This window comes from Mesorhizobium sp. M1295 (genome assembly GCF_040318135.1).
In the GTDB taxonomy this organism is placed as follows: domain Bacteria; phylum Pseudomonadota; class Alphaproteobacteria; order Rhizobiales; family Rhizobiaceae; genus Mesorhizobium.
Window position 1 is genome coordinate 165,953 of record NZ_JAMYLU010000006.1, and the last position, 15,651, is coordinate 181,603.

General features: G+C 62.4%; 13 protein-coding genes and 1 pseudogene. 12 read left to right on the forward strand and 2 right to left on the reverse strand.

Features of this window, described 5'->3' with window-relative positions:
• Positions 1-72 precede the first annotated feature (72 nt).
• The 6 genes from NKH29_RS11480 to NKH29_RS11505 all read left to right on the forward strand — a co-directional run bounded on the left by NKH29_RS11480 (position 73) and on the right by NKH29_RS11505 (position 6,270).
• A complete protein-coding gene (locus NKH29_RS11480) occupies positions 73-1,908 on the forward strand; it encodes a M3 family oligoendopeptidase (RefSeq protein ID WP_352918313.1) in 1,836 nt (611 codons plus the stop codon).
• 391 nt (positions 1,909-2,299) lie between these two features.
• The gene (locus NKH29_RS11485) at positions 2,300-3,109 is read left to right on the forward strand and encodes a helix-hairpin-helix domain-containing protein (protein ID WP_023720193.1); all 810 of its coding nucleotides are present in this window, start codon (positions 2,300-2,302) and stop codon (positions 3,107-3,109) included.
• A 158-nt stretch (positions 3,110-3,267) separates the two neighbouring features.
• On the forward strand, positions 3,268-4,419 hold the full coding sequence (locus NKH29_RS11490) for an aminodeoxychorismate synthase component I (RefSeq protein ID WP_031194349.1): 1,152 nt from the start codon (positions 3,268-3,270) through the stop codon (positions 4,417-4,419).
• On the forward strand, positions 4,368-5,030 hold the full coding sequence (locus NKH29_RS11495) for an aminotransferase class IV family protein (RefSeq protein ID WP_031194348.1): 663 nt from the start codon (positions 4,368-4,370) through the stop codon (positions 5,028-5,030). The genes NKH29_RS11490 and NKH29_RS11495 overlap by 52 nt, the downstream gene beginning before the upstream one ends.
• Positions 5,031-5,047: 17 nt before the next feature.
• The gene (locus tag NKH29_RS11500; protein ID WP_023720190.1) at positions 5,048-5,335 is read left to right on the forward strand and encodes a YciI family protein; all 288 of its coding nucleotides are present in this window, start codon (positions 5,048-5,050) and stop codon (positions 5,333-5,335) included.
• The gene (locus NKH29_RS11505; RefSeq protein WP_352999611.1) at positions 5,332-6,270 is read left to right on the forward strand and encodes a heme-dependent oxidative N-demethylase family protein; all 939 of its coding nucleotides are present in this window, start codon (positions 5,332-5,334) and stop codon (positions 6,268-6,270) included. The genes NKH29_RS11500 and NKH29_RS11505 overlap by 4 nt, the downstream gene beginning before the upstream one ends.
• A 98-nt stretch (positions 6,271-6,368) precedes the next feature.
• Here NKH29_RS11505 and NKH29_RS11510 read toward each other — a convergent pair whose 3' ends face one another.
• Complete coding sequence (locus NKH29_RS11510) at positions 6,369-6,812, reverse strand: DUF6640 family protein (RefSeq protein WP_031194347.1); 444 nt, start codon at positions 6,810-6,812, stop codon at positions 6,369-6,371.
• A gap of 15 nt (positions 6,813-6,827) precedes the next feature.
• Complete coding sequence (locus NKH29_RS11515; RefSeq protein WP_352999613.1) at positions 6,828-7,154, reverse strand: MoaF-related domain-containing protein; 327 nt, start codon at positions 7,152-7,154, stop codon at positions 6,828-6,830.
• 195 nt (positions 7,155-7,349) lie between these two features.
• On the opposite strand from NKH29_RS11515, the gene NKH29_RS11520 reads away from it, so the two are divergent.
• From NKH29_RS11520 to hemH, 6 genes and pseudogenes are all read left to right on the forward strand, one after another.
• Complete coding sequence (locus tag NKH29_RS11520; RefSeq protein WP_023720186.1) at positions 7,350-8,399, forward strand: LacI family DNA-binding transcriptional regulator; 1,050 nt, start codon at positions 7,350-7,352, stop codon at positions 8,397-8,399.
• 158 nt (positions 8,400-8,557) lie between these two features.
• The gene (locus NKH29_RS11525) at positions 8,558-9,796 is read left to right on the forward strand and encodes a hypothetical protein (protein ID WP_352481941.1); all 1,239 of its coding nucleotides are present in this window, start codon (positions 8,558-8,560) and stop codon (positions 9,794-9,796) included.
• 122 nt (positions 9,797-9,918) lie between these two features.
• Positions 9,919-11,364 (forward strand): homospermidine synthase, encoded by a 1,446-nt coding sequence (locus NKH29_RS11530; RefSeq protein ID WP_352999615.1) that lies wholly within the window; start codon positions 9,919-9,921, stop codon positions 11,362-11,364.
• Between the two features lie 187 nt (positions 11,365-11,551).
• Positions 11,552-11,926 (forward strand): outer membrane lipoprotein Omp10, encoded by a 375-nt coding sequence (omp10, locus tag NKH29_RS11535; protein ID WP_023720183.1) that lies wholly within the window; start codon positions 11,552-11,554, stop codon positions 11,924-11,926.
• 303 nt (positions 11,927-12,229) lie between these two features.
• Positions 12,230-14,364, forward strand: a pseudogene (locus tag NKH29_RS11540) (5'-nucleotidase C-terminal domain-containing protein).
• Between the two features lie 151 nt (positions 14,365-14,515).
• On the forward strand, positions 14,516-15,580 hold the full coding sequence (gene hemH, locus NKH29_RS11545) for a ferrochelatase (protein ID WP_023719099.1): 1,065 nt from the start codon (positions 14,516-14,518) through the stop codon (positions 15,578-15,580).
• Positions 15,581-15,651 lie beyond the last annotated feature (71 nt).

The window sequence follows — 15,651 nt, forward strand, 5'->3', positions numbered from 1 at the left end:
CCGGTGAATGAATTCCTTAGGATTTGACCGGCTTCTCGTTTCCTCGAATTTTCGTGTTTGGAAGGATCGGCAATGCGCATGGTTTTTGCTCGAAAGCTGGCGGCGGCGTCCGGTCAGGGCGTGGCGGAGCTTGGCGACCTGCCGGAATGGAATCTGGCCGATCTCTATTCGGGCATGGAAGCGCCCGAGTTGAAGCGCGACATCGCCAAGGCCGCCGCCGATGCCATCGCCTTCGAGAGCCGTTGGAAAGGCACGCTCGCCGCCGAGGCCGGGCGTGGCAGCGCCGGCAGGCTGGGCGAGGCGCTCCAGGCCTATGAAGCGTTGGAGGAGCTGATCGGCCGGATCGTCTCCTATGCCGGGCTTGTCTATGCCGGCAACACGTCGGATCCGCAGCGCGCCAAGCTCTATGGCGACATCCAGGAAAAGATGACCGATGCCAGCGCGCACCTGCTGTTTTTCGCGCTCGAGCTGAACCTCATCGACGATGGCGCGATCGAAAACGCACTCGCCGCCGATCCGGCCTTCGCCCACTACCGGCCCTGGGTGCTCGATCTGCGCAAGGACAAGCCCTATCAGCTCGAAGACCGCATCGAGCAACTCTTCCACGAAAAGTCGATCACCGGGCGCGGGGCCTGGAACCGCCTGTTCGACGAGACGATGACCGATTTGCGCTTCGGCCTCGACGGCGAGGAGTTGACGCTTGAGCCGGCGCTCAATCGCCTGCAGGACGCCGACGGCGAGGTGCGCCGCCGGGCGTCCGAAGCGCTGGCCGCAACTTTCCGCAAGAATTTGCGCGTCTTCACGCTGATTACCAACACGCTGGCCAAGGACAAGGAGATCTCCGACCGCTGGCGCGGCTTCGAGGACATTGCCGATTCCCGCCATCTCGCCAACCGCGTCGAACGCAGCGTGGTGGACGCACTCGCCGCGGCGGTTCGCGACGCCTATCCGCGCCTGTCGCATCGCTATTATGCGATGAAGGCGCGCTGGCTCGGCATGGACGTGATGAACCATTGGGACCGAAACGCGCCCCTGCCGGAGACCCCGCAGGCGGTCATCGGCTGGGACGAGGCCAAGAACACCGTGCTTTCCGCCTATCAGCGCTTTTCACCCGACATGGCGGAGATCGCCAGAACTTTCTTCGACCGCAACTGGATCGATGCACCGGTGAGACCCGGCAAGTCGCCTGGTGCCTTCGCCCATCCGACGGTGCCTTCGGCGCATCCTTATGTGTTGCTCAACTACATGGGCAAGCCGCGCGACGTGATGACGCTGGCGCACGAGCTCGGCCACGGCGTGCACCAGGTGCTGGCCGGCGGCCAGGGCGCCTTGATGGCGTCGACGCCGCTGACGCTGGCCGAAACCGCATCGGTGTTCGGCGAGATGCTGACCTTCCGCTCGCTGCTCGAGCAGACCACCGACAAGCGCGAACGCAAGGCCATGCTCGCCCAGAAGGTCGAGGACATGATCAACACGGTCGTGCGCCAGGTCGCCTTCTACGAGTTCGAGCGCAAGGTGCATGCCGAGCGCAAGAGCGGCGAATTGACCTCCGACAAGCTCGGCCAATTTTGGCTGGAAGTGCAGGCGGAAAGCCTCGGGCCGGCGATCAAGCTACGCGAGGGGTACGAGGTTTTCTGGACCTATATCCCGCACTTCATCCACTCGCCTTTCTACGTCTATGCCTATGCATTCGGCGATTGCCTGGTGAACTCGCTCTACGCGGTCTACCAGAACGCCGAGCGCGGCTTTCAGGAGAAATATTTTGCCATGCTGCGCGCCGGCGGCACCAAGCATCATTCCGAGCTTCTGGCGCCGTTCGGCCTTGACGCGACGGACCCTGCCTTCTGGCAGATCGGGCTTAGTGTGATCAGCGGACTGATCGACGAGCTGGAAGCACTGGACAAGTGATGCGCAACACTGGGTGATGCGCAACACCGGGTGACCGGGTTTTCCAGAACAGTTTAGCTGCAATGCATATTGACGATGGTTCTATTCTTGTCTTGGATATTTGTTCTTAAATAACTTTCCATGGAAGTTTTCCGTTAGATTCCCGTAAGCTGTATGATAGCGTCCGCCCTCAAGCTCAGCCGGGCACGAATGGATCCGGTCGGAAAGTCCCGACCGGTCATGGCGCGTCGGCGGATGCGACAACGGTTGTTGGCCAGGGGCAAACCGGTCGCCGACAGCTCGATCGAAGCCGGCTGTTCTGCAAATTGCGGAACCACCATCGAATGGTCCTTCGCCGAGGTCATGGCTCCACAGGCCAGGGCGGACGGATCGGACTGGAGAGAGAAAGACAATGGGCACTTTTTTCTACATGCTCCTGGCGTTCCTGGTAGGTGTGTTGGTTGGCTGGTTCATTTGGGGACGCCTGCGTGGCGAACTCGACAGTTTGCGCGGCGATCTCGACCGCACGCGCAGCGAACGTGACAGATTGCGGGCCGATAGCGACCGCCTGACCGGTGAGTTGGATGAATGCGGCCGCGCCCGCGCCGACCTCGAGCGGCGGCTGGGCGAGGCGCCGGCCGCCAAGGCGCCAACCGCGAAGGCGGCAACAGCCAAGGCGCCAGCCGCCAAGGCCGGCGCAACCAAGGCGGCGATGCAGGCACCGTCAACCCTGATGTCGACATCCGCGCCGGCCAAACCGGCGCCGAAGAAATCTGCAACGGCCAAGGCTGCGACCGCGCCACGCGCAAGTGCGGCGAAAACGGCGACGCCGAAGCCGGCTGCATCGAAAGCGAGCGCCGCACCCAAGACTGCGCCAGCGGCAAAAAAGACTGCGCCAGCGGCAAGCAAGGCTGCGCCGGCGGCAAAGAAAGCCGCGACCGGCAACGCAACGACCGCAGCGGCGGGCAAAGCCAACGATCTGCGTCGCCTGATCGGCATCGGCCCGACCAACGAGCGGCTGCTCAAAGGGCTTGGGGTCACGACCTATGCCCAGATCGCCGCCTGGACGCCCGACGATGTCAGGCGGATCGAGGCGACGTTGAATTTCGACGGCCGCATCGAACGTGAACGCTGGATCGAGCAGGCGAAACTGCTTGCCGCCGGCGACGAAAAGGAATTTGCGCGCCGCTTCCCGACCGCGGGGGAAGCCAGCAACACCTGATCCATCGCAAGGCGGCATTTGGAACAAGGCGGCGCTCTCGGGCGCCGCTTTTGTTTTTGCCCCGCCGCGCCTTTGCGTCTTGAGACGCCGTTCCCTCGATTGCGCACGGTCGAGCCCCCATATAGATCGATCGCTGGTGACCGCAGCATCCGAGCCTTATGTCCCTGCCCCTGCCCTTTGCAATTTTCCGGAACGACGAGACCGCGCGTCAGCTCGTTTTCGACCGGCCGGCCGAGATCATCTCGGCGCATGGCGAGGCGGACTTCCTGCCGGCGCTTGAAGCCGCGCAGGCTGCACATGATGGCGGCAAATGGCTGGCCGGCTATTTCTCCTACGAGGCCGGCTACCTGCTCGAGCCCAAGCTCGTTCCGCTGCTGCCAGCCGGCCGCCGCGCCCCGCTTTTCTGCCTCGGCGTGTTCGACCCGCCGGTCGAAGAGACGGTCGCGCCAGGCGATCTGCCGGCTAGCAACGGCCCAATCTTCGACCCCAAGGCAGCCTGGTCCTCGGACGACTACGCCAAACGCTTTGCCAGGCTGCATGACCACATCCGCAAGGGCGACTGCTACCAGGGCAATCTGACCTTTCCGGTCCACGCGCAATGGTCGGGCGATCCGCTGGACGCCTTCAACGCGCTGACCGAACGCCAGCCGGTGAAGTATGGGGCGCTGGTCGCGCTTGGCGATCCGATCGTCTTGTCGCGTTCGCCGGAACTGTTCTTCGAGGTCGACGCGGAAGGCATGATCGAGACGCATCCGATGAAAGGCACTGCGCCGCGCGGCGCCACCAAGGCGGAGGACGATCGCCTGAAAGCGTTCTTGCGCAACGACGAGAAGAACCAGGCCGAGAACCGGATGATCGTCGATCTCCTGCGCAACGACATCTCACTGATCAGCGAGGTTGGCACGCTCGATGTGCCGGAGCTTTTCCGCATCGAGAGCTACCCGACGGTCCACCAGATGGTGAGCCGCGTGCGGGCGAAACTTTTGCCCGGCCTCGCCATCCGCCAGATTTTCGCCGCGCTGTTCCCCTGCGGTTCGATCACCGGCGCGCCGAAGATCCGTGCCATGGAGATCCTGCGCGAGCTGGAAGGTGGCCCGCGCGATGTCTATTGCGGCGCCATAGGCTGGATCGCCCCCGGCGGCCGGATGCGCTTTTCGGTGGCGATCCGCACCATCTCGCTCTTTGCCAATGGCGAGGCAGTCTACAATGTCGGCGGTGGCGTCGTCTTCGATTCGACAGCCGAAGAGGAGTACCAGGAGTGTCTGCTGAAAGCCCGTTTCGCGACGGGAACACTGCCGATTTCGAACTGATCGAAACAATGCGCTGGGAACCCGGCTCGGGTTTCCTCCGTTTCGACCGCCATCTCGCGCGGCTTTACGGCTCGGCAGACGAACTCGGCTTCGGCTGCGACCCGCAACGGGTCGGTGAAGCGCTGATGAATGCGGTCGGCCGCCAGCACATTGCGTTGCGCACTCGCCTCGTCCTGTCGCGCAAGGGCGATGTAGCGGTTTCGGTGCAGCCCTACGCGCCGCTCGCCGCAGACAAGGTCTGGACCGTGCAGCTGGCGCGCGTGCGGCTTGATTCGAGCGATATGCTGCTGCGCCACAAGACCAGCCGCCGACAAATCTATACGCGCGCCCGCGCCGAATATCTCGCCGGCCGGGCCGACGAGGTGCTGCTCGCCAATGAGCGCGGCGAAATCTGCGAGGGCACGATCACCAATGTCTTTGCCGAATTCGGCGACGGCGTGCTGGCCACGCCGCGGCTCGATTGCGGCCTGCTGCCTGGCGTCCTGCGCGGCGAACTGCTGGATCAAGGCCGCGCCCGCGAAGCAATCTACACATGGAGCGAACTGAAATCGGCCAAGGCGCTGTTCGTCGGCAACTCGCTGCGCGGATTGATCCCGGCGCGGCTGGGCTGAAGCATCGGGAGACAACAATGTTCGTGGTTTCGCTGAAGTATACGGTGCCGCTGACCGAGATCGACAGCCTGCAGCAAGCGCATGTCGAGTGGCTGAAGGCCTGTTATGCGGAAGGCATTTTTGTCGCCTCCGGGCCGAAGCGGCCGAGGACCGGCGGCATCATCATCGCGCGCGGTCCACGCGACGTGCTCGATGCCAGACTGGCGGACGATCCCTTCGCCAAGGCAGGCGCCGCCGATTACGAAATCACCGAATTCACGGCGAGAATGGCCGCCGCCGCACTGGAAGCCTACAAAGAAGCATGAGTTTCCGCCCGCCGACCCACACACCCTATGACGGCTCGTCGAAACTGTTCACCATCGGGCTGAAGCCGCTCAATCTAGATAGATGGATCGAGATCGACGAATATCTGCTGCCCTATCTTGCCGAGAAACGCCGGCTTTATGCCGAAATTCCAGACAAGGTTTTTGTCGAGGAGCAAGCCACACGCGACGCCCAACGCGAAGTGCTCGATCTGCTCGGTGCGCATCTGGCGGCGAACTTTCCTGGGACCCACAGGCGTACCGACAACGGGATCGTGGTGATCGGCGGCACCGACAGTCTTGTAGGCTCAGGCACCGCAGCTTCTTTCAGCGATGCGCCGCTTGTCGCGGCCTCGTTGCTCGTCCAGGAGGATTTGATCCTGATGCGCCGCGACGAGAGCGGCTGGCGTCTGGCGGCCGGCTCGCTCTGCTTCCCCTCGTCATGGTCGCTGACCGAAAAATTCGGCAAGCCGCTGCAGCAGATCCACGCGCCGGTACCGGGTTTCGGTCCAGGCACACGCCCGGCCGATCTCATCAACCGCATGTTCGACGGCCTCCAGGGCCAAGCCGTCGAGCGCTACAACTGGTCGATCAAGGCGGGCGACGCGCTCTACCATCCGCTCTCCAATGTCGAACGCATCGACCGCGCCAGCAGTCGCCCGTCGAGATTCCCGGACGGTGACATCGACGCCCATGCCTTTATCCGCGTCGAGCGGCAGACGCTGAGAAAGCTCCCCGTTTCGGGCGACGTACTCTTCACCATCCGCATCCATCTCGACCCGCTCGCCGTGCTGGAGCGCCACCGCGACCGTGCGGCGCTCGCAGCGTCCTTGGCCGAACAACTTCTGGCGCTGGACGAGGCCCAGCTCGACTACAAGGGGATGACCGCCGATCGTGACCGGCTGGTCGCGTGGCTTAGGGCGCTGGCGCTGTCCTAGAGCAGTTCATCGTTTCACGGAAACGCCGAACCGCTCCACCTCTTTGTTCTTGCGCAATTCCGGACGGAAAACCGTCTCACACTTTTCCCGGAATTGCCCTAAATCGCAGCCAGGCCCAGCAGCAGGATCGCCGACATCGCGGTAAAGACGGTGACGTTGACATCCCACCGCCAGCCCGCCGGTCCAAACGGCGGCCGGAACGGCGGGTAGCCGTTCTCGTCATACAGCACGCCACCATAGATCGGCCGCGAGAGCATGGCCGCGAAGAATGCCCCATACATGGCCGCGGCCAATCCGCCGGCGAGATAGAGCCGCTCGGCTTCGAGTTGCCCCTTGATCCAGATGAGTCCGAGGGCAATCAGCGCCACCCCGGTATAGCTCAGCACCTGCCAGACGACGTGAAACCGGGCATGGGGAGTCCACAGTGGATTGGTGGCGTGGGTGGCGTTCAAGTCGGCTTTGATCGTCGCTACACCGTAACCCACGGTCGCGACGCTCAGCAGAATTCGAGCAAGCAGATGACTGTCATAAGCGAGTTCCATCGCATTTTCCTCCCCTCACGCCGGAACGGCTTGAATGGCGCCCTGAGCACAGAAGAGCTGCCCATCGGCCAGCCGCGCATAATTATGGACGATCCGGTTCTCGTGATCCTGCAACTGCACAATGAAGTTGCCGCTCTGCTCCGTCCAACTCGCGAGCACGAGATTCGGACGCACGCTGGTCAGGCCGACCTTGACCACCTCGTCGATTCCAGTGGTCCCGATCGACGCCTGGATATGCAATTCCTGCGGCGAAAGAAACGTCAGCCGCGGTACGAAGGGGCCGAAAACGCAGTCGAAAGTCTTGCCTACGAGCGAGGCTGGAAAAGCATCGGTTTCTGCCATCATCCTCTCCTTGGGCATTGGCCGCTGCGACCATGCCATGTGACGATTCTCGGTGTCTCAGTCGCAGAAACACCCTCAGTATATGCTCTTGGAGCGCTCCAAGGAGCACGATCCCCCTATTTTGGTTTTGAGTCAATAAAATTCTTGGAGCGCTCCAAAAAATGGTCTACCTCAGGGAAAACGAGTGAATCGCCAATGCCCACCCTAGCCGATGTCGGCAAGGCTGCCGGAGTTTCCCGGGGGACTGTCTCCAACGTCTTCAACCGGCCGGAGCTGGTCAGGCCTGAATTGCGCGAGCGCGTCGAAGCGGCCGCGCGAGCGCTCGGGTTTGGCGGCCCCGATCCGAAAGGACGATTGCTGCGGGACGGCAAGTTCAATGCCATCGGGTTCATGCCGCCTGGCGCCTACGCCATCTCCGAAGTGATGAGAAGCCCATATGGCCGCGAGCTGGTGCTCGGCGTTTCGCTCGCCTGCGACGAGGCTGGAACGACGCTCAGCCTGGTAAACGGCACCGACAACACGCGCTTCGCCAGCATCCGCGATGCCCTGGTTGACGGCTTTATCCTTGGTCACAGCGCCGACATTGGTCTCATAATTTCTGTACAGAGACGGCGTCTGCCCTTCGTCATTCTCGAAAGCGACGCAGGTCCCGACATCAATTCGATAAAGATCGACGGCAGGAGTGGTGCGGTTGCTGCCGTCCGGCATTTGACCGGGCTGGGGCACCGGCATTTTGCCATCCTTTCGGTGCGCCGCACTCCCGGCCCGCCGATCGTCCACATGCCCGGACAGGCAACGCGCCCGCTTCTGGCCGGCTTCCCGCTCGACGATGAAAGGCTCGACGGTTTCAAACAGGGTTTGGCGGAGGCAAATTTGTCGATCGACGATGTCCCGATCATCGAGACAATCCCAGGCGAGCCATCTGCCGGATCAGTGGTGTTCGACAGGGCGCCTGAAGCAACCGCGATCCTGACCATGTCGGACTGGCAGGCGATCACGATACTCGACGAGGCGGTTCGTCGCGGCATAGACGTGCCGGGCCACGTGTCGGTCGTCGGCTTCGATGGCACCGCTGAATCCGCACGCACCACGCCTCCGATGACCACTGTCGCACAAGACGTGATCGGAAAAGGCCGGCTTGCCGCCCGAATGGTCCTTGACAATGAAGCCCCCCGCCAAGTCGTTCTGCCGGTAGAACTGGTGGTTCGAGCCTCCACAGCCGCGCCGAGGACAAAAACCCGCTGAAACGGGCGGATGCGCCATCCGCACCAGGGGCGGCGCTCGCCGCGTCTTTTCGCTGAGCAGCCTCAGGTGCGGGACGAGGCACAACTTGACTATAAGGGCCTGACAGCCGACCGTGACTGCTGGCGCAAGACAGCTGTAACTCGCGGCTTGGGGGAAAAATGATCCAGCATCTTAGCAGGCCGGTCACGTTAATGGCCGCGATCCTGGTACTGTCGACAGCAGCCGAGGCGGAGCCGGTGACTTATGCCGGCAAGCTTGGAAAGAGCGATATCGTCGTCGAATTCACCGGCGACCCCGCCGCGCCCGGCGGCCCGCTGGCCGGCCGCTATTTCTACCGCTCGAAGGGCGTCGACATCCCGCTGCAGGCCCGGTCTCAAAAGGGCAGCAAGTTCGAACTGGCCGAGGAGGAGGCATGCGGCGCCGACAATTGCGATGACGGAAAGGCTGCGCCGATTGCCGCCGTCTGGCGCCTGGCCTCATCCAGTAACGGCAAAACCCTTGAAGGCAGCTGGAACGGAAAGAGCGCGCTGCCGCTCAGATTGGAACGGGTCGCAAGTCGGCAGGTGACCGAGAACGAGCCCAGCAGCCCGCTCGATCTCTACGATTTCAGCTTCATGAAGTTCTTCGGCAATGACACGCCGCTCACCATGGAAACGTCCCCTTATGACTATCTACGGGTGGACACTCAGCTCGATAACGGCAAGACGACTGGTTGGCCGGACGCAACCTACCGCTATGTCGTCGACCCCCGCACCAAATTTGCCACGCCGCGCATTGTCGAACTGTCCGGCGACGTTCCAATCGAGGCCGCGAACGCTCTGCTGCAAGACAGGCACTGGCGCGCCAACATCGGCGCACTGGGCTGCGTGGCGGCGCAATATGCCGGTTTCAACGAAGGCGGGCCGATTGACGGTGTGAACGGCGGCACACTCGGCGGCTATGAGGACAGCACATTCGAAGTGACCTCGCTGACTCCGCGGCTGATGAGCTGGCGGGAGTCCGGCAGCATCTTCTGCGGCGGAGCGCATCCGACCAACTATTCGGACGCCTACATCATGGATGTGCGGCGCGGCGTCCTGCTCGGCCTTCAGGACATTTTCTTGGATACGATAGATGGCAAGCCCGGTCCTTCCCTCGCCTCCTTCGTCAAGCAGCGGCGCAAGAAACCGAGCGATCAGACCGATATTGATCACGAAGCCGAATGCGGCATCGACGATCTGATCGACGAAAATTTGGCTGCCAGCCTCTGGCGCGAGGGCGACAAGCAGGTTCTGGTGTTCGGGCTCCAGACCCTGCCGCATGCCATCCAGGCCTGCGCCGACGATCTGCTGGAACTGCCGGTCTCCGAGGCACGTGCCCTCTTCAAGCCGGAGTTTGCAAGTCTGGTCGAGCCGTAGCCGGGATGGCGCGGCGTAACGCCGGCCGTCCGATTTTCGCTTTATTGTGACAATGATCTATGGTTTGTCGCGCCGCGGCCAAGCCGCTGTTCCGAAGCGTTTTTTGAGGGAGTAATCGATAAATGGCGAATGAAAACTGGCCCGTTTACGGTGAGATCACCGGCCCTGTGGTGATGATCGGCTTCGGCTCGATCGGACGGGGAACGCTGCCGCTGATCGAGCGCCATTTCAAATTCGACAAGTCGCGCATGACGGTCATCGACCCGCGCAACACCGACCGCAAATTGCTCGACGAGCGCGGCATCACCTTCATGCAGGACGCGGTGACCAAGAAGAACTACAAGAAGCTGCTGACACCGCTTTTGACCAATGGCGGCGGCCAGGGCTTTTGCGTCAACCTGTCGGTCGACACTTCCTCGCTCGAACTCATGAAGCTCTGCCGCAAGCTTGGCGTCCTCTATATCGACACGGTGGTCGAGCCCTGGCTCGGCTTTTATTTCGACGAAAAGGCCGACAATGCCTCACGCACCAACTATGCGCTGCGCGAGACGGTGCGTACTGAAATCGCGAAGAACCCAGGCGGCACCACGGCGATCTCGTGCTGCGGCGCCAATCCGGGCATGGTCTCGTGGTTCGTCAAGCAGGCGCTGGTCAACCTCGCCACAGATCTTGGCCTCGATTTCTCGGAGCCCGCGCAGCACGATCGCGAAGGCTGGGCCAGGCTGATGAAGAAAGCCGGCGTCAAGGGCATCCATATCGCCGAGCGCGACACCCAGCGCACCAAGAAACCCAAGCCGATGAACGTGTTCTGGAACACCTGGTCGGTCGAAGGCTTCATTTCGGAAGGCCTGCAGCCGGCCGAGCTCGGTTGGGGCACGCATGAGACGTGGATGCCGAAGAACGCCAAAAAACACAAGAACGGCTCGAAGGCCGCGATCTTTCTGGAGCAGCCCGGCGCCAACACGCGCGTGCGCACATGGTGCCCGACGCCCGGTCAGCAATACGGCTTCCTGGTGACGCATAATGAGGCGATTTCAATTGCCGATTTCTTCACCTTGCGCGGCAAGAAGGGCAAGGTGCAGTACCGGCCGACCTGCCATTACGCCTATCATCCCTGCAACGACGCCGTGCTGTCACTGCACGAGATGTTCGGTGCCGCCGGCGAGGCTCAGCCCGTGCATCACGTGCTCGACGAAAACGAACTGGTCGATGGCATCGACGAACTCGGCGTGCTGCTCTACGGTCACGCCAAGAACGCCTACTGGTACGGCTCGCAGTTGTCGCTGGCCGAGGCGCGCAAGCTGGCGCCCTACCAGAACGCCACCGGCATGCAGGTCACGTCGGCGGTGCTGGCCGGCATGGTTTGGGCGCTGGAAAATCCCGAGGCCGGCATCGTCGAAGCCGACGAGATGGATTACAAGCGCTGCCTCGACGTGCAGAACCCATATCTCGGGCCGGTCAGGAGCTATTATACCGACTGGACACCGCTCGACAATCGACCTGGTCTGTTTTCCGAGGACCTCGACACCAAAGACCCGTGGCAATTCCGCAACATCCTCGTTCGATAGCAGCGTTGCGTCGACACTCCGCCAGCTTGCAATCGCCCGGAAATCGGGCGATTGAAGAGGAGCGGCCTAGAGCGACGTGCGTCCATTTGGACGCACAAAGTACGCTCTAGCACTTTGAATGTGAGCATCGTGCTTTCCGAAAATCGGATCGATTTTCGGGCCGATGCGAGAGGAGAGGATTTTGAAGATGACGATCGCGCAAAGACTGCTTTCGGCTGGCATTGCCGCGGCCGCTACGGTCGCGTTGGCGGCCTGCACCACAACCGGCCCAGGCGAGCCGCCGGTGATCACGGCCAAAGGGGTTGAAGGCTCCTGGATCGACGCGCAGGGCACGGGCTTGTCCACCTTCAAGGGCGGCAGCTTCGCGACCGTCGCAACCGACACCGGCCAGAAGCTTGCCGATGGCAGCTACACCATGACCGGCGGCACCTCGGTCGAGATCCATGGCACTTCGTTGATCCGCCAGACGCCGATCAGCTTCAACTGCCTGATGGTCTCCACAAGCCAGCTCAATTGCACCAGCGCGAGCGGGCAGAATTTTGTGCTGACCAGGCGCACCTGAAATCCGATTCCGAATTGACTTTGCAAAAGGGCGGCGGCTTCAAGCCGCCGCTTTTTACGCCGGCAAAGCCTTTTTACGCCGGCAAAGCTGATGCCGATTTCCGCTTGCATCGACTGAAACGCGATGTGAACATGGCCCGAGAGGGCTGTTACATCCCAGTCAAACAAGAGCTTTAAACGCGTCTGCGCATGACCCCGAAAATCGGAGTCGATTTTCGGAAAGGATCATGCGCAAAATAAAATTGGTACTTTGCGCGTCCCAAATGACGCGCGGCGCTGTACTCAAGTTATCCGGGAGACGAGAATGAAGAAGATCGCTGCCATCGCCGCGCTGTCGGCATCGGCGCTTGGCCTGTCGGCAGGCGTATCCTTTGCCGACTACACGCTGAACATCCTGCACATCAACGACTGGCACAGCCGCATCGAGAGCAACAACAAGTATGAATCGACCTGCTCGGCCGAGGAGGAGACCAAGGGCGAATGCGTCGGCGGCGCCGGCCGCCTGGTCACCGCGATCGCGCAGGAGCGCAAGAAGCTGCAAGGCCAGAACGTGCTGCTGCTCAGCGCCGGCGACAATTTCCAGGGCTCGCTCTTCTACACGACCTACAAGGGCAAGACCGAAGGCGAATTCCTCAACCAGATGAAATTCGATGCCGAGGTGGTCGGCAACCATGAGTTCGACGATGGCGAGTCGGCGCTGGCGCCGTTCCTCGACATGATCCAGTTTCCGGTGCTCGGCGCCAATGTGAAGGCCAATGCGCAATCCAAGCTCGGCGACCGCGTCAAGCCGTCGATCGTGGTCGAGGTCGGCGGCCAGAAGATCGGCATCGTCGGCGCGGTCACCAACGACACGCCGGAGCTTGCCACGCCTGGCCCGAACATCGCCATCGAGGACGACGTCAAGTCGATCACCGCCGAGGTCGAGAAACTGAAGCGAGAGGGCGTCAACAAGATCATCGCGGTCACCCATATCGGCTACAAGCGAGAACGCGACGTGATCGCCAAGATCCCGGGCGTCGACGTGGTGGTCGGCGGCCACAGCCACTCGCTGCTGTCCAACACCGACCCCAAGGCGGAAGGCCCTTATCCGACGATGGTCGACAATCCGGACGGCTACAAAGTGCCGGTCGTGCAGGCGGCGTCCTATTCGAAATATCTCGGCGAGTTCAAGGTCGTCTTCGACGACAATGGCGTCGTCAAAGAGGCAAGCGGCGATCCCATTCATCTCGACAATCGATCACGCCCGACCCCGCCGTGCTTGCCCGCATCAAGGAACTCGGCGCCCCGATCGAGGCTTTGAAGAACAAGGAAGTCGCCGAGACCACCAAGGCGATCGACGGCAGCCGCGAAAACTGCCGCGCCCGCGAATGCGAGATGGGCAATCTGGTCTCCGACGCCGTCCTCGACCGGGTCAAGGGCCAAGGTGTCGAGATCGTCATCTCGAATGGCGGCGGCTTGCGCGCCTCGATCGACCAAGGCACCGTCACCATGGGCGAGGTTCTCACTGTGCTGCCGTTTCAGAACACGCTGGCGACCTTCCAGATCACCGGCAAGGATCTGGTTGCCGGCCTGGAAAGCGGCCTCAGTCAGGTCGAGGACGGCGCCGGGCGCTTCCCGCAGGTTGCCGGCCTGAAATATGCGTTCGACAAATCGGCGCCGCCTAATGGACGCGTCAAATCGGTCGAGGTCATGGAAGGCGGCGCCTGGACGCCGATCAAACCGGACAAGGACTATCTGGTCGCCACCAACAACTATGTCCGCCAGGGCGGTGACGGCTACAAGGTATTCGCCGAGAAGGCCAAGAACGCCTATGATTACGGCCCGGGGCTGGAACAGGTCGTCGCCGATTACCTCGGCGCGCACCGGCCCTATACGCCGAAGCTCGACGGCCGCATCACCGAGATCGCCGCGACCGGAGCCCCGGCCGCGGAACCAGCCAACCCGGCCGAACCGCCAAAACCTGCTGAGGCAGCGCCGATAAAGCCTGCTGAGCCGGCAATGCCCGAAATGCCGGCCGGCTCCGGCGACATTTCCAAAACACCACCGGCCGTCCCGGCTGAAACCGCGCCGGCGGCCCCCGCACCCGCCGAGCCGGCCCAGCCGGCGGCACCTGCGGCTCCGGCCACACCGGCTCCGGCCACCCCTGCTCCGGCTGTACCGGCCAAACCGGCCGAGACGGCGCCTGCCCCGAGTCAGCCGGCCCCGAGTGAACCGGCCCCAAGTGAGCCGGCAAAACCTGCCGAGCCCGCCAAGCCGGCTGAGCCGGCACCGGCCGAAAGCAGCCATGTAATCGTCGCCGGCGATACCTATTGGGATCTCGCGGTGAAGGCCTATGGCGACGGTACCAAATGGAAAATGATCTTCGATGCCAACAAAGCCTACGAGCCACGCCGGCTGCCGGTCGGCGCAACCTTGACTATCCCGGCGGCCTCGAAGTAATCCGGCCGCAGGAACGCAATGCACCCGCCCGGCAAACCGGGCGGGTGCTGCATTTCTGGGATAAGGTGCGGCCAGACGCTGCATTTGAAAACCGGCGCGGCATCGCTACCTTCGCCGCGGCACCGCTGGTTTCGCGGTGTTGGAGAACCCCATGACGCTTGCCAACCCTGCTGAAAGCAAAGCCGAAACGACCGCCGGCGCGCTCCCGGCAGGACACCCTCCGGTCGGGACAGGCAAGGTCGGTGTCATGCTGATCAATCTCGGCACCCCGGACGGCACCGACTTCAAGCCGATGTGGCGCTATCTCAGGGAATTTCTGTCCGATCCGCGCGTCATCGAACTCAACAAGGCGGTCTGGTATCCGATCCTCTACGGCCTGGTCCTCACCACCCGGCCGAAGAAGTCGGGCGCCAACTATGCCAGGATATGGAACCGGGAGCGCAACGAGTCGCCGCTGCGCACCTATACCCGTGCCCAGTCCGAGAAACTCGGGCTTGCGCTCGGCGATTTATCCCATGTGATCGTCGATTGGGCGATGCGCTACGGCAACCCTTCGACCGAGAGCGTGGCCAACAGACTGGTCGAGCAAGGCTGCGACCGCATCCTGTCTTTCCCGCTCTATCCGCAATATTCGGCGACGACGACTGCGACCGCCAACGACCAGTTGTTTCGCGCGCTGATGAAGATGCGCCGCGCCCCGGCCATTCGCAGCGTGCCCCCCTATTACAACGAGCCGGCCTATATCGAGGGGCTCGCCCGTTCGATCGAAGGGCATCTGGCGAGCCTCGACTTCGATCCGGAAATCGTCATCGCCTCCTATCACGGTATTCCGAAATCCTACTCCGACAAGGGCGATCCCTACCAGGCGCATTGCCTGGAGACGACGCGGCTGCTGCGCGAAAAGCTCGGCTGGGATGAGAACAAGCTGATCACCACCTTCCAGTCGCGCTTCGGCGCGCAGGAATGGCTGCAACCCTACACCGACAAGACAGTCGAAAGACTGGGGCGCGAAGGCGTGAAATCGGTCGCCATCGTCAATCCGGGCTTTTCCGTCGATTGCATCGAGACGCTGGACGAGATCGGCAGGGAAGCGGCCGAGACCTTCCACCATGCCGGCGGCGAAAAGTTCGCGCACATCCCTTGCCTCAACGACAGTGCAGAGGGCATGGCGGTGATCGAGGCAATGGTGCGGCGCGAGCTGTCCGGCTGGGCTTGAATGGATCCCGCCGTCCATGCACCCGCAATCCGTGATCACCTGATTGTAACATTGCTGAAACACACTTAAGT